This window comes from Microbacterium resistens (assembly GCF_021172025.1).
Classification (GTDB): domain Bacteria; phylum Actinomycetota; class Actinomycetes; order Actinomycetales; family Microbacteriaceae; genus Microbacterium; species Microbacterium resistens.
The window spans coordinates 228759-242576 of record NZ_CP082781.1 but is presented as its reverse complement, the minus strand read 5'-3'; the positions used below and the strand labels follow the sequence as shown (position 1 = coordinate 242576).

The 13818-nt window shown below is 70.9% G+C and carries 13 protein-coding genes; 6 read left to right on the top strand and 7 right to left on the bottom strand.

The window, feature by feature from the left end; genetic code table 11:
- Positions 1–30 precede the first annotated feature (30 nt).
- Both deoC and K8F61_RS01125 read right to left on the bottom strand, forming a co-directional pair.
- Positions 31–732: a deoxyribose-phosphate aldolase gene (deoC, locus tag K8F61_RS01130; protein ID WP_231820415.1), complete on the bottom strand. Its 702-nt coding sequence runs from the start codon at positions 730–732 to the stop codon at positions 31–33.
- A 111-nt stretch (positions 733–843) separates the two neighbouring features.
- Positions 844–1746 carry a ribokinase gene (locus K8F61_RS01125; RefSeq protein WP_231820414.1) on the bottom strand — a complete coding sequence of 301 codons (903 nt, stop codon included), beginning with the start codon at positions 1744–1746 and terminating at the stop codon, positions 844–846.
- Between the two features lie 147 nt (positions 1747–1893).
- Between K8F61_RS01125 and K8F61_RS01120 the strand changes: the two genes are divergently transcribed.
- Positions 1894–2655, top strand: a complete 762-nt coding sequence (locus K8F61_RS01120; protein WP_231820413.1) for a GntR family transcriptional regulator — start codon at positions 1894–1896, stop codon at positions 2653–2655.
- Between the two features lie 31 nt (positions 2656–2686).
- Here K8F61_RS01120 and K8F61_RS01115 read toward each other — a convergent pair whose 3' ends face one another.
- A complete protein-coding gene (locus tag K8F61_RS01115) occupies positions 2687–3262 on the bottom strand; it encodes an alpha/beta fold hydrolase (RefSeq protein WP_067247481.1) in 576 nt (191 codons plus the stop codon).
- 158 nt (positions 3263–3420) lie between these two features.
- On the opposite strand from K8F61_RS01115, the gene K8F61_RS01110 reads away from it, so the two are divergent.
- Both K8F61_RS01110 and K8F61_RS01105 read left to right on the top strand, forming a co-directional pair.
- A complete protein-coding gene (locus K8F61_RS01110; RefSeq protein ID WP_231820412.1) occupies positions 3421–4122 on the top strand; it encodes an HXXEE domain-containing protein in 702 nt (233 codons plus the stop codon).
- A gap of 176 nt (positions 4123–4298) precedes the next feature.
- On the top strand, positions 4299–4889 hold the full coding sequence (locus tag K8F61_RS01105) for a class I SAM-dependent methyltransferase (protein ID WP_336246462.1): 591 nt from the start codon (positions 4299–4301) through the stop codon (positions 4887–4889).
- 79 nt (positions 4890–4968) lie between these two features.
- Here K8F61_RS01105 and K8F61_RS01100 read toward each other — a convergent pair whose 3' ends face one another.
- Complete coding sequence (locus K8F61_RS01100; RefSeq protein WP_231820411.1) at positions 4969–9021, bottom strand: DUF11 domain-containing protein; 4053 nt, start codon at positions 9019–9021, stop codon at positions 4969–4971.
- A 271-nt stretch (positions 9022–9292) separates the two neighbouring features.
- Between K8F61_RS01100 and K8F61_RS01095 the strand changes: the two genes are divergently transcribed.
- Positions 9293–9505 (top strand): aldo/keto reductase, encoded by a 213-nt coding sequence (locus tag K8F61_RS01095; protein ID WP_336246435.1) that lies wholly within the window; start codon positions 9293–9295, stop codon positions 9503–9505.
- Positions 9506–9525: 20 nt separating this feature from the next.
- On the opposite strand, the gene ychF is transcribed toward K8F61_RS01095, so the two are convergent.
- Positions 9526–10599, bottom strand: coding sequence for a redox-regulated ATPase YchF (ychF, locus tag K8F61_RS01090; protein WP_219085113.1), 1074 nt, complete (start codon positions 10597–10599; stop codon positions 9526–9528).
- 31 nt (positions 10600–10630) lie between these two features.
- Positions 10631–11374, bottom strand: a complete 744-nt coding sequence (locus tag K8F61_RS01085) for a class I SAM-dependent methyltransferase (protein WP_231820410.1) — start codon at positions 11372–11374, stop codon at positions 10631–10633.
- A 79-nt stretch (positions 11375–11453) separates the two neighbouring features.
- On the opposite strand from K8F61_RS01085, the gene K8F61_RS01080 reads away from it, so the two are divergent.
- Positions 11454–12047, top strand: a complete 594-nt coding sequence (locus tag K8F61_RS01080) for a 3'-5' exonuclease (protein WP_231820409.1) — start codon at positions 11454–11456, stop codon at positions 12045–12047.
- Between the two features lie 136 nt (positions 12048–12183).
- A complete protein-coding gene (locus K8F61_RS01075) occupies positions 12184–13560 on the top strand; it encodes a DNA recombination protein RmuC (protein WP_231820408.1) in 1377 nt (458 codons plus the stop codon).
- Here K8F61_RS01075 and K8F61_RS01070 read toward each other — a convergent pair.
- Positions 13535–13747 (bottom strand): UDP-N-acetylmuramyl pentapeptide phosphotransferase, encoded by a 213-nt coding sequence (locus K8F61_RS01070; RefSeq protein WP_067247508.1) that lies wholly within the window; start codon positions 13745–13747, stop codon positions 13535–13537. The genes K8F61_RS01075 and K8F61_RS01070 overlap by 26 nt on opposite strands.
- Positions 13748–13818 lie beyond the last annotated feature (71 nt).

Sequence of the window (13818 nt, the reverse complement as noted above, 5' to 3'; positions counted from 1 at the left end):
TCCTCTCTGAACGAAGCGACCGGCGGACGGTCAGTAGCTGGTGGTGTCGCGGTCGGCGGTGTTGGTGACGATCTCGATCCCTGCGCTGGTCCCGACGCAGGCGGCGCCAGCCTCCAGGAGCTCGATCGTCTGCGCGAACCCGGTGATGGCCCCGGACGCCTTGACGCGCACGCCCTCCGGCGCCCTCTGCACGAGGTACCGGACGTTCTCGGGGCTCGCCGTCTCGATCTGACCGCTGCTGGCGTTCTTGAGGTAGGCGGCGCCCGCCTCGATGCTGAGCGCCACGGCGGCCTCCTTCTCCGCATCGGTGAGCAGCGGCAGCTCGAGCATGACCTTGACCGGAACGCCCGAGGCACGTACGACGCCCTCGATGTCGTCGCGGAACCGATCGAACTCGCCCGACTTCAGCCAGCCGATCTGCACCCCGATGTCGAGCTGCTGGGCGCCGAGACGCGCGAGCTCGGCGGCCTCCGCCGCCTTGCCTGCGCTGCTCATCACTCCCACGGTCGGAAAGTCGAGCGCCGACGCGACCGGGACGCCCGTGCCGCGGAGGACGTCGGCGACCGTGCGGACCCAGGATCCGGGCACCATCGCGGCGCCGAACCCGAAGCGGGCGGCTTCCTCGGCGTGCGCCACGATCTCGTCACGGGTGATCCCGACGCCGATCTTCGTGTGCTGGATGAAGGGCGCGAGCTCGGCGGGAGCGAGGGCGCGGTAGTCGGTCGTGGTCATGTGTCTTCCCATCCGGGCGACGGTCGTCGCCCTCCGTCGGAGGTGTGACCTCGACGTGTCGAGGCCGGAGGTGGATCGTGGGCCGGCGTCTGCCTGTCAGGACGACACCGGTCAGAAGGCGGGCAGGTCGTCCCGTCGAGGAAGCGCCGGGATCACGTCGGGACGTGCCACCGTGTGCGCGCCGGCGTGGGCGGCGAACGCCGCCGCCGCGGCGAGCGACCCGGTCGCGAGTCGGCCGACGGTCAGCGCGGCGGTGAAGGCGTCGCCCGCGCCCGTCGTGTCCACGACCCGGTCGGGCGCGACGGCGGCGACGGGGCGGATCCCGCTCGCATCCGCGACGACGCTGCCCTCGCCGCCGAGAGTCAGGACGACGTCGGCTCCCAGCCGCGCCCGCAGCTGGGATGCGAGCTCGTGCGACGGGGCCGCCTCGTCTCCGATGCCCAGCAGGGCCCGGGCTTCCGTCAGGTTCGGAGTCACGATGTCCGCGGCGGCCCAGAGGTCGGCGGGCACGTCCTTGGCGGGCGCCGGGTTGAACACGGTCAGTACGCCTTCCTCCCGGGCGATACGCAGCGCCGCACCCGCGAAGGCGGCCGGCACCTCGAGCGACACGATGAGGGCGTCGGAGCCGGCGATCGTCGCGCGCTGGGCCTCGGCGTCCTCGGGTGTGAGCGCCTCCAGCGCGCCGGGGGCGATGATGATCCGGTTCTCCCCCGTGGCATCGACCACGATGAATCCGGTCATGGTCGAGGCTTCCGGCACGACCCGCACGCCGGTCGCGTCGATCCCCTCCTGCGCCCACAGGCGCTGAGCGTCCGCCCCGGCGGCATCGTCGCCGACGGCGGTGAGGAGTGCCACGCCCGCGCCGAGGCGACGGGCGGCGACCGCCTGGTTCGATCCCTTCCCGCCGTGTCCCCGCGACAGCACCCCGTCACTCAGGGACTCGCCCGCCTCCGGTGCACGATGCACACGCATGACGAGGCCGACTCCGTAGCCGCCTGCGACCGTGACCTTCATTGGTCTCGCCTTCACTTGGTTCTTGTCTATGAACATATAAGAACATAGAGACGCTCGCCCCGCCTGTCAATCCCCGACGCGGCGACGGGATATGGTGCTGATGACCCCCGCCGACATGTCGGCGCACCACACACCGGAGAGACCTCGATGCACACGCCCTCCGCCCCCGAGAACGCCGCCCCGCAGCGGGATCTGCCGATCGCGCTGCACCGGCAGATCTCTGATCGGATGCGCAGCCGCATCACCGCGGGCGAGTGGCCGGCCAACTACCGGCTCAAGCCGGAGCCGGAGCTGGCGGACGAACTCGGCGTGAGCCGCGGCACGCTGCGCCGGGCGCTCTCGACGCTCATCGACGAGGGCCTTCTGCGCCAGGTGCGAGGACGCGGCACCTTCGTGACCGCGCCGACGATCGAGCCGGCCATCGCCCAGCGGCTGAGCACCCTCAGCGAGGACCTGAACGGTCTGGGGATCGCGACGCGGACGTCGGTGCGGGAGTGCGCACCGACAGCTGCGCCGCAACAGGTCGCCGCCCTGCTCGACCTGCCCAGGGAGAGCCTCCCCCTCCGCCTCGTCCGGGTGCGCTCGACCGACGCGGGACCGGTCGCCCTGATCGTCAACTACGTCCGCACGGATCTCGCCCCGGGCATCGAGACGGTCGATTTCACGACGCAGTCGCTGTTCGGCACGCTGGAGGGCCGCTACGGCCTCAAGATCGGCTCGGCGCGTCGGACCTTCTCCGCCGAGGCCGCGGACGACACCGTCAGCGCGGCTCTGGACATCCCGAAGGACCGGCCTGTGCAGTACCTGCAGCAGGTGACCTATCTCGCCGACGGCCGTCCTATCGAGTACTCGGACGTCTGGGTCGACAGCAACCGGCTCAGGATCACCTCGCTGCTCTCGCGCCGGTGAGGCGGGCGAGCCGCCTCACCGGGGGGACGGATCAGTCCCAGGCGAGGTAGTCCTCGATCGCGAACGCCGTGTCGACCGGGTCGGTGACGGGGAAGAGGTGCCCGCCGCCGTCGATCGTCACGATGCTCGCCCGATCCGGCGCCGTCGCCTGGAGGCGCTCGCCATTCGCGGGCGGGGTGACGTCGTCGGCCGAGCCCTGGATGATGAGGACCGGGATCGCCGGGGCGAGGGGCACCTCGACGTCCTCGACGCCGAGGAGCAGGAGGCCGAGAGCCCGCTCGGGATGCGCCAGCACGAGGGAGCGCGCCACGGTGCCGCCCGTGCCGTGGCCGCCGATCCAGCCGCCCGCGAATCCCACGTGGTCCATCACGGCGATCGCGTCCTCGACGCGCTGCTCGATCGAGAGCTCCTCCCCCTCCGGGGTCGAGCGGGTGCCGATCCGCAGCACGCGGATGCCCTCCCCTTCGAGGATGTGCGCGATCGAGCCGAGCGCTCCGCCCTCTGCGCCGCGCCCCGGGATGAGGACGAGCGACGGCCCGTCGCCCACGCCCTCGTCGAAGTACGGGATCGCGCGGCCGTCCGGCTCGAAGATGCTGCTCTCGCTCACTGTTCGTGTGTCCTCTCGAAGGGTGCCGATGTCGGGCGGACCGCCGCTGCGCAGCGGATCACGCCGGCTCCGACATCGTACCGACCCCCGCTATGCCGCCGTCGGGAGGTCACGCGCCCCTCTGTCCGGATCGGGAGCCACGCGCCTATCATGTGGGCGTGTTCGGATGGTTCGACTACGCGTGGCCGTGGATCGGCCTGTGCTTCGCCGCCGTGCTCCTCGTCCTGCTCTTCGCCACCGATCTGCTCCGCGCCGACGCGGGGCGCTCTCGGTGGCAGGACACGCGCTGGCTGTCGTTCCTCGCCGTCGCGACCTACATGGTGCACAACGTCGAGGAGTACGGGATCTCCGCCACCGGCGTCGTGCACGCCTTCCCCGACTCCCTGTGCACGGTCCTCGGTCAGCAGCCGTACCCGGCCTGCGCCCTACCCACCGGCTTCTATCTGCTCGTGAACCTTCCGCTCGTCTGGGTCGCCGCGCCGCTGGCGGCCATGCTCGCCGGATCGCGGCTGATCGCCCTCACCCTGTGGGGCGTCATCGCGGTCAACGCCGTCGTGCACATCGTTCCCGCGATCGCCTCGCGCGAGTACGATCCCGGACTCCTCACGGCGACACTGCTCTTCCTGCCGTTGAGCATCTGGACGATGGCGACGACGACCGGCCGCGGCGGACCGTTCCGCCGGACGGCGATCCTCCCGCTGCTGCTGTCGGGGGTGCTCATGCACGGCGTCCTCGCCGGCAGCGCTGTGCTGTTCCTGCGCGGCGCGCTCCCTGCCCCGCTGCTGCTCGCGCTGCAGCCGATCGGGATCGCCCTCGGCTACGCGCTGGTGCTCCTCTGGCAACGTCGGGTGGGTCGGTGAACACGTCGGAGACGCTGTCCGCTTCACCCCTGAACGCAGGCTCCCCCGAAGACGGCGTGCGACACTGGCCCGCATGCAGGTGAGGAATGCGCTGCGTACCGGGGCCGGAGCCCGGGCCGCCGCCGCCATGCGCACCCTGAACGCCCGACACCCGTGGAGTCACAACGACGCCTTCCATCCATGGATCGAAAGCCGCCTCCCCCCCGGGACGGGACGAGGCGCTGGACGTCGGCTGCGGCCGAGGCGAGCTCCTCGCGCTGCTGGCCGGGCGGTTCACCGCGGCACACGGCATCGACGTCGACCCCGCCATGCGCCTGGCGAGCGCTGCGCGCTGCGCGGGTCTTCCGAACGTCACCGTGGACGAGACCCCTTTGGAACGCGTGCCCGCAGGCAAGGACGTGGTCACGATGATCGCCGTGCTGCATCACCTCGACCTCGTCCCGGCGCTCCGGCAGGTCTCTCGGATCCTGAAGCCCGGCGGGCGTTTCCTCTGCGTCGGGCTGGCCCGGCCCGATTCCGTCGTCGACCAGGCCTGGGACGTGGCCTCGATGCTCACGAACCCGGTCATCGGGTTCGTGAAGCACCCCTGGGTGGCGCAGCAGCCCGCCTCGGCGATTCCGCCGTTCCCCGTCAGGGACCCGGAGTACACGATCGCCCAGATCCGCACCGCCCTGCGGCAGACGATGCCGGGAGCGATGCTCCGTCGGCAGCTCGGTTTCCGTCACACCGTCGAGTGGACGAAGCCGGTGGTCTCCTCCGCCACCTGACCCGCGCCCGTCGCCCGGCATGCCGATGCCGGAGCGGCCTCTCGCGGGGAGGGAGGAGGACCGCTCCGGCACCGACGGACTAGCTCGCCGCCATCCGGCGCCGGCGGATCAGCAGCAGGGTGCCACCGCCCGCGAGCAGGACCAGGGCGAGCAGCGGGATGCCCCAGGTCGCCTCGGATCCTGTGACGGCCAGCGAACCGACCGCCGTGCGCTCCCGGTCCTCGGCGTGGACGGGGTCACCGCTGGGCGGGGCTCCGGTCACCGAGGCGTGGTTGTCCACGTAACCACGGCCGCGATCCGCACCGGTGACGGCATAGGTCGCGGTCGCGGCGACGGATTCGCCCGGAGCCAGGACCCCGGCCTCACCCGGCCACCGGCCGTAGGTGATCGCGGACAGGCCGGAGAGCTTGTCCGTGATCTCGACGCCCGCGAGCGTGACGGTGCCCGTGTTGGTGACGAGGAAGGTGTACGTGATCGTGTCGCCGCTCAGCTTCCCGGTCTTGACGATGTCGACGGCGGCGCGCTGCGGCAGCGGCGTGGTCACCTCGTCATCGTCCTGGACGGGCTGTCCCTCGAGCGGCGTGCCGGTCACGAGGGCGTGGTTGCGCACGCTCCCCGCATCGACGTCCGCCTGCGTCAGCGTGTACGTCGCCGTCGCCGTGACGGACTCGCCCGGTGCGAGCACACCTGCCGCACCCGGCCACGTGTAGACGATCTCCGAAAGCCCGGCCAGCTCATCGCTGATCGACACGCCGGTGAGCGTCGCACTGCCCGTGTTCGTCGCGGTGAACGAGTACGTCACCCGATCGCCCGCGACGGAACCCGCACCTCGGTCGAGGCTGCTGGTCTTGCGCAGCTCGATCGCTGCTCCCGGTGCGACGGGGACGGTCACGTCGTCCTCGTCAGAGACCGGCTCTCCTGCGGGCGGGTTTCCCGTCGCCATCGCGACGTTATCCACGCCGCCAGCATCGACGTCGGCCTGCGTCAGCGCGTACGTCGCCGTCGCCGTGACGTGCTCGCCCGGCGCGAGAACCCCGGCCTCGCCCGGCCAGGTGTACGCGATCTCCGACAGGCCCGGCAGCTCATCGCTGATCCCGACCCCCGTGAGCGTGACGTTCCCCGTGTTGGTGGCCGTGAACGCGAACGTCACGACATCCCCGACCGCGCCCGCGCCCGCGCCCGCGCCGTCGAGCGTCCCCGTCTTGACGAGGTCGAGCCCCGGCAGCTGCGGAAGCAGCACATCGTGCGCGTCGCCGTCGTCCACCGGACCGCCCGTCGGCGGGGTTCCGGTCGCGGTCGCGGCGTTGTGCACCGCGCCCGCGTCGATGTCGGCCTGGGTGAGCGCGTAGGTCGCGGTCGCAGTGACCGACTGTCCGGGCGCGAGCACTCCCGACTCGCCCGGCCATGTGTAGGTCAGCTCCGACAGCCCGGCCAGCTCGTCGCTGATCGACACCTCCGTGAGCGTCACGTTGCCCGTGTTGGCAGCGGTGAACGTGTACTCGATGAGGTCCCCCGGCGCCACGGTGGCGCCGGCTTCCAGGCCGCCGCTCTTGATCAGCTCGATCGCCGGAGCGGGATCGACCGGAATGATCTCGACATCCTCGTCGCCGACGGGGTCACCGGATGGCGGCGTGCCGGTCGCGGTCGCGGTGTTCTCGACGCGGCCCGCGTTCACGTCCGCCGGGGTCAAGACGTACGTCGCCGTCGCGGTGACCTGCTCGCCGGGGCGGAGTGTGCCCTCGGCGCCCGGCCACGCGCCGTAGGAGATCTCCGAAAGCCCCTCGAGCGCATCCACGATCGAGACGCCGGTGAGGGTCACAGTGCCCGTGTTGGTGGCGGTGAACGTGTAGCTCACGACATCGCCCGCACGACCGGTGGCGCCGTCCTCGAGCGCACCGGTCTTCACCAGCGCGATCGCGGGCGCGGGATCGACCGGAACCCTGACGTCGTCCTCATCCTGGATCGGGTCGCCCGATGGCGGGTTGCCGGTCACGGTCGCGACGTTGTCCACGCCCCCGGCGTCCACGTCCGCCTGCGTCAGGGTGTAGGTCGCCGTCGCCGTGGCGTGCTCTCCCGGCGCGAGCTCGCCGGCCTCACCGGGCCAGGAATAGACCAGCGGCGAGAGCCCGTCCAACGGATCGGCCACGTCGACCCCGGTCAGCGCCACGTCACCGGTGTTCGTGATGGTGAAGTCGTAGCGCACGGTGTCGCCTGCGACGCCCGTGCCCTGCAACGAGCCCGTCTTGACGAGCTCGATCGCCGGGGCATCAGGCAGTGTCAGCTCGGCGGTGTCCTGGTCCGTGACCGGAGGGCCGGTCGGCGGGTTCCCCGCCACGGTCGCCGAGTTCTGAACGTGCTTCGCGTCGCGGTCCGCTTCCGTGATCGTGTAAGTCGCGGTGGCGGTCACCTGCTCGCCGGGCTTCAGCGTGCCCGGCTCGCCCGGCCAGGAATACGTCAGAGCCGACAGCCCCGGCTTCGGGTCCGTGATCGACACATCGGTGAGAGTGACGTTGCCGGTGTTCGTCGCGACGAAGTCGTAGGAGACCGTGTCTCCGACCGCTCCGGTAGAGCCGTCGGCCAGCGCCGCCGACTTCACCAGCTCCACGGCCGGTGCCGGCTGACTGGGAACGACGGTGGACGACGGGTCGGAGACGACAGGGCCAGCGGGCGACGTCCCGGATGCCTGAGCGGTGTTCTCCAGGGTCCCCGCGTCGACGTCCGCCTGCTCGACCGTGTACGTGGCCGAACAGGTCGTGCTCGCCCCCGGCTCCAGCACAGGCGCCGGGCACGTGACGGCACTCAGCGCGCCCGCACCTGTGAACGCCGTCTCGTCGACCTGCACTTCGGAGACCGCCACGTTGCCGGTGTTCGTGACCACGAACGAGTAGGTGATCGTCTGCCCGACGACCAGCGGGGAGTCGCCCGCGTCATTGGACTTGACGAGCGACAGCGCAGGCGCCGGGACGACAGAAGGGGTGATGGTCCAGCTGTCGGTGTTGTTCTCCGGCGACGGATCCTGCTCGTTGCCGGTGACCGACGCCGTGTTGGTGAGCTCGCCGGTCGCCGCGGCGGTCACGGTGCCGCTCACGGTGATGGTCGTGCTCTCCGACGGCTCCAGGGCGCCCAGGGTGCAGCTCAGGCTGTTCCCTTCGACGGTGCATCCCGTCGTCGGAGACGTCACCGAGGTGAGCGCGGCCGGGACCTCATCGGTCACCACGGATCCGGACGACGCACCGGGTCCGTTGTTCGTCACCGTGAGGGTGTAGGTGATCGTCTGCCCGACGGTGTAGCTCTCCGGGCCGGTCTTCGCCAGCTCCAGATCGACGGGCTGGCCGGGCACGGAAGCGCCGTCGTTGTTGCTCGACGCCGGCCCCGTGGTCGAGGAGACCAGGCGGAAACCGGGCGTGGCACTCGACGGGTCGTCGATCGCGATCTGGAACACCCGTCCGTCCGCGTTCCGCGAGACGCCGATGTTGCCGTTGCCGTAGAGCCACTGTGCGCCGAAGTCCCCGGTGGTTCCGAGGCCCGTCACCCAAGAGGCGACCTGCCCCGTCGCCGGATCGATCCGGTACATCCGGTCGTTGTTGTACATCCCCCAGAGGAAGCCGTCCTTCCAGGTGATGTCAGAGACGTTCGGCACACCGGCCCCGGACAGCGTGATCTGCGTGGCGGTGAGGGACGCGACGTCGATCGCCCACATCCGGGTGAGGCTGAGCTGGTCGCGGACGTAGAGGACCCCCGCGGTCGCTCCCGACCCGAACGACCCCTGGTTGTAGGAGTCGTTCCCGCTCGGCGTCGGCAGTCCCGCGACCACGCCGAGCCCCGTGACCTGTCCGTCCTGGCCGATGCGCTGCAGTGCGGTCTTGAAGCCGTTGTCGATCCGCACCCCGTACAGGTAGTTGTCGACCGTGTTGAAGCCGATCGCGTTGTACGTCCGGTCGGCGACGGGACCGGTCGGCTCGAAGGTCACCTCGCCGGCGCCCTGCACGGCGGTGTACAGCTGGGTCGGCGACTGCTGTCCGATGAACACCGTCGGGACGGCCGGGTCGAACGGATCACCGGGCGCCGCCAGGGCGGGTCCCGCGGGGACGAGGACGGCGCCCACCGCGACGAGGGCCGATGCGCCCAGCATCGCCGTGCCACGCCAGAGCCTCCGCCGGCCTTCCCTCCACCTGTCGAACCGACGTGGACTTCTCCCGATCTGACTCACATCATTCCCCTCGTGAAGATGGGCCGGATAGATCCGCGTCCGGCCCCGAGATCAGCTGACAACGTGCACAGCTCGATCCATTGATGCCAGATCACCGCTCGCGCGCTCCACCGTGCAGACCGGATTGACCCCCGTGCGGGGGTCAACGGGAATATCGATATGCGGGCTGCTCCGCCTCGCCACGGTGGGGATCATGGACGCGGAGCGCGCGGCCGCAATCCCTGATCAGGTCGCGTTGGCATGGCTGCTGGCTCAGCAGTCCCGGATCGTTCCGATCCCTGGTACACGCCGGATCGCTCGTCTCGAAGAGAACCTCACCGCGACCGCAGTCGCACTGTCAGCGGATCAGCTCGCCGACGTGATCGGCCTCGCTGCACGGATCGAGGTCATAGGCGACACCTGTTGAAGACCTCATCAGATCGAAGATCAGACGTTGAAGCGGAACTCCACCACGTCGCCGTCCTGCATGACGTAGTCCTTGCCCTCCAGGCGCGCCTTGCCCTTCGCGCGGGCCTCCACGACCGAGCCGGTCTCCACCAGGTCGTCGAAGGAGATGACCTCCGCCTTGATGAAGCCCTTCTCGAAGTCCGTGTGGATGACGCCGGCGGCCTGCGGGGCCTTCCAGCCCTTGCCGATGGTCCAGGCGCGCGCTTCCTTGGGCCCGGCGGTGAGGTACGTCTGCAGCCCGAGGGTGTCGAAGCCGATGCGCGCGAGCTGGTCGAGCCCGGACTCCTCCTGGCCCGTGGAGGCGAGCAGTTCCGCCGCGTCCTCCGGGTCGAGGTCGATGAGCTCGGACTCGATCTTCGCGTCCAGGAAGATCGCCTTCGCCGGGGCGACCAGCGCCTCCAGCTCCGCCTTGCGGGCGGTGTCGGTGAGCACCGCCTCATCGACGTTGAAGACGAAGATGACGGGCTTGGACGTGAGCAGGCCCAGCTCCTTGATCGGGGCCAGATCGATGCCCGACACGGACAGGAGCTGCCCGCGCTCCAGCGCGTCCTGAGCCGCCTTGGCGGTCTCGAGGACGACGGGGTCGGTCTTGCGCCCGCGGACCTCCTTCTCCAGGCGGACGATCGCCTTCTCGAGAGTCTGGAGATCGGCGAGCATGAGCTCGGCGTTGATCGTCTCCAGGTCGCCCTTCGGGTTGATCTCGCCGTCCACGTGGACGACGTCGTCGTCGGCGAAGCCGCGCACGACCTGCGCGATCGCATCGGCCTCGCGGATGTTCGCCAGGAACTGGTTGCCCAGCCCCTCCCCCTCGCTCGCCCCGCGCACGATCCCGGCGATGTCGACGAACGACACCGTGGCCGGCAGGATCCGCTCGCTCCCGAAGATCCCGGCGAGCACGTCCAGCCGCGCGTCCGGGAGGTTCACGACGCCGACGTTCGGCTCGATCGTCGCGAACGGGTAGTTCGCGGCGAGCACGTCGTTCTTGGTGAGGGCGTTGAAGAGGGTGGACTTGCCGACGTTGGGCAGTCCGACGATTCCGATGGTGAGAGCCACGGGGTACGAGTCTACCGGCGCGGGGCCCGCCTCAGGATCCGCGGATCGCGCGATAGGCGACCGTGACGTACGGCATGTCGAGGGTCTCGCCCTCCGCCAGCCCGAGCTCGTCGAAGAGGGCGTCCATCTCCCGCTGGATCCGGTCCTTCTCGTCCGTGGAGGCGGTGATCACATAGCTGCGCGAGCGCGCCATGGCGTGAAGCTCGGCACGCGTCATCGCGCGGGTCCACTCCCATCGCCGCTCCTCCACCGGACCGAAGGGATCGGCGACGACCACGCTGTTCTCGGCGATCATCCGCTCGGCGGCGCTGCCGTGCATGATCGCCGTGAGCCGCCGGATCCACGCGACCCGCTCGTCGCGCACGTTCCAGATGAGGCCCAGCACGCCGCCGGGCCGCACCACGCGCCCGACCTCGCGGGACGCCGCCACCGGCTCCACCCAGTGCCAGGCCTGCCCCATGACGGCGGCATCGGCGACCGCGTCCGACAGAGGAAGGGCCTCCGCGGTCCCCCGCACCGTGGGCACGGCGGGCGTGCGCGCCTCGAGCGCGGCGAGCATCTGCGGGTCCGGGTCGACGGCGGTCATGGTCACGCCGCCGAGGCCGAGCACGCCGCGGGTGAGCTTGCCCGTCCCCGCACCGATGTCCACGACCGCACGCGGGCCGTCCCCCAGCGGCTCGAGAAGCCAGGCCACGGCCGCCGCGGGGTAGTCGGGGCGCCCGGTCTCGTAGTTCCCGCTCTCCGCCCCGAAACTCGTCGCGCGCTCCGATCCCATGGCGTCAGCCTACGCGCCGATCCGCGGTCGCCCGGCGCGCCTGAACGTCGGGCGACGTCTCCGGACGGAGGCTGGGGGTGTGCCCCTGGACTTCACCGCGATCGACTTCGAGACGGCGAACTCCTCCCCCGCATCCGCCTGTTCGGTCGGGCTCGTCCGCGTCCGCGACGGCGAAGTGGTCGCCACGGCGGGCTGGCTGATCCGCCCGCCCGCGGGCCACGACCACTTCCAGGAGTGGAACGTGCGGATCCACGGGATCCAGGCGCATCAGGTCGCCGATGCCCCCGCATGGAGCGATCAGCTCGACCGCCTGTGCGGCTTCGCGGGCGCGGACGTCCTCGCGGCGCACAACGCGGGCTTCGACCTGAACGTGCTCCGGCGCGCCTGCGAGGCCACCGGCGACGCCGTGCCGCCGTATCGTTCGCTGTGCAGTCTGAACGTGGCTCGCCGCGTCTACGACCTCGACTCCTACCGCCTCCCGCGAGCCGCGGCGGCCGCCGGGTTCGGCGAGTTCCCGCACCACGACGCGCTCGCCGATGCACGGGCCTGCGCGCAGATCGTCATCGACGCCGCCCGTCGCAACGGCTCCCGCACGATCGAGGAGCTCGCCGACGCGGTCGGCGTCCGGATCGCTCCGGCGCCCGTGCCGGAGCCCGCGCGCGCCGTCGCCTGAGTCCTTCCAGTCCCGATGCCGGTTCTGGGGCGCATCTCGGGGTGATCGACCCCCGAAGGGGACCCCGACGCCGGGGAAGGCGCCCCGAAACGGATCCGAACCCGCCGATGTCGGTGGCACCGCTCAGGATGGGCGCATGGAAGCAACCATCGTCGTCGTGGCCCTCGTGGCCCTCGCCGTCGGCGCCGGTCTCGGCTGGCTCGCGGCGCGCGCCCGTTCCGCCTCCGCGGTGGCGGGGCTCACCGCCGAGGCCGCCGCGCTTCGCGAGGACAGGGATCGCCAGTACGACCTGTATCGGGACGCGGTCGAGCACGCGCGTGAGCAGCAGCGCGTCGCCGCCGATCGAGCGCAGCGCGAGAACGCGGTGCTCACGGCGCTCGCGCCGGTGGCGGAGTCCCTGCAGCAGATGCAGCGGAAGGTCTCCACGCTCGAACAGGACCGCCACGCGCAGTTCGGTGCGCTCAGCGAGCAGCTGCGCCTCGCGCAGGAGTCCGATGCGGCGCTGCGCGCCACGACCGAGTCCCTCGCCGGCGCGCTGCGCTCCAGCGCCACGAGGGGTGTGTGGGGCGAGACGCAGCTCCGCCGCGTGGTGGAGGCGGCGGGGCTGACCCGACACGTGGACTTCGACCTGCAGGCGACGATCACGTCCGATCGTGGCCGGGGCCGCCCGGACATGGTGATCCGCCTGGCCGGTGGCGCGTCGATCGCAGTCGACGCCAAGGTCCCGCTGGACGCCTACCTGGAGGCAAGCGCGCTGTCCGGGACCGACGACTCGCGGCGCCGGACGCTCATGCAGCAGCACGTCCGCGCGGTCCGAGCCCACGTCGACGCGCTCGCCAAGAAGGCCTACTGGGGAGGGCTGGATGCCGGGCCCGAGTTCGTCATCTGCTTCCTGCCCACGGAATCGCTCCTGGCCGCCGCCATCGACGAGGATCCGACGCTCCTCGACTACGCCTTCTCACGCCGTGTGGCCCTTGCCTCACCGGTGAACCTCTGGGCCGTGCTCAAGACCGTCGCCTACACCTGGACCCAGCAGGAGGTGTCTCACGAGGCTCGCGCACTGCTCTCCCTCGGAACCCAGCTGTACGACCGTCTCGGCACCCTCGCGGGGCACGCCGACGACCTCCGGCGGGCACTGGAGCGGACCGTGGACAGCTACAACCGATTCGCCGGATCCCTGGAGAGCCGTGTTCTCGTCACCGCCCGGCGCTTCCCCGGTGTCGACGCCTCAGCCCTCGCCGAGCCGGCCAGGATCACCGACGCGACGCGACGGTTCAGCGCCGAGGAACTGACCTTCAGCGCAGAAGAACCGAGCGTGGCATCAGAGGGCGATCAGGCGGTTCTGATCACCGCGGACCTCGGGGAGCTCCGTACGAGACTGGACCCGGCGGAGCCGGGCGACGAGGAGAACCGACGCCACCCGGCGGACGACCACGGGGCGAACGATCTGACGAGTGCCGAGGAGTCAGGTCAGGAGCCGGAGCAGATCACGCCCCGCCAGGAACGAGACTGAGGAGGGCGATCACTGCGCCGGAGAAGAGCACGAACGCACCGATCATCCACCAGGCGCTGATCTCCTGGCCCTCGGGCCTGCGGACGCGGAAAAGCACATCGGGCCGACGCGCCGCGTCCATCTCGATGACGGTGACGGTGCCGGTGTCGGTGACCGAGGTCTGCCGGTACACGTTCTCGGAAGCCATCCGTTCGCCCCTCTCGTCGCGCGCGACCGGAGCCCTCCCGATGCGCTGCAGGCGGGACCTATTGTGCCAGG

Bases quoted from the DNA above. Each gene is read 5' to 3' on its own strand.
- K8F61_RS01075 (WP_231820408.1), top strand. From the start codon at position 12,184: ATGGAAGCAACCATCGTCGTCGTGGCCCTCGTGGCCCTCGCCGTCGGC.
- deoC (WP_231820415.1), bottom strand. From the start codon at position 732: ATGACCACGACCGACTACCGCGCCCTCGCTCCCGCCGAGCTCGCGCCC.
- K8F61_RS01125 (WP_231820414.1), bottom strand. From the start codon at position 1,746: ATGAAGGTCACGGTCGCAGGCGGCTACGGAGTCGGCCTCGTCATGCGT.
- K8F61_RS01100 (WP_231820411.1), bottom strand. From the start codon at position 9,021: ATGCTGGGCGCATCGGCCCTCGTCGCGGTGGGCGCCGTCCTCGTCCCC.
- K8F61_RS01085 (WP_231820410.1), bottom strand. From the start codon at position 11,374: ATGGGATCGGAGCGCGCGACGAGTTTCGGGGCGGAGAGCGGGAACTAC.
- K8F61_RS01120 (WP_231820413.1), top strand. From the start codon at position 1,894: ATGCACACGCCCTCCGCCCCCGAGAACGCCGCCCCGCAGCGGGATCTG.
- K8F61_RS01095 (WP_336246435.1), top strand. From the start codon at position 9,293: ATGGACGCGGAGCGCGCGGCCGCAATCCCTGATCAGGTCGCGTTGGCA.
- K8F61_RS01070 (WP_067247508.1), bottom strand. From the start codon at position 13,747: ATGGCTTCCGAGAACGTGTACCGGCAGACCTCGGTCACCGACACCGGC.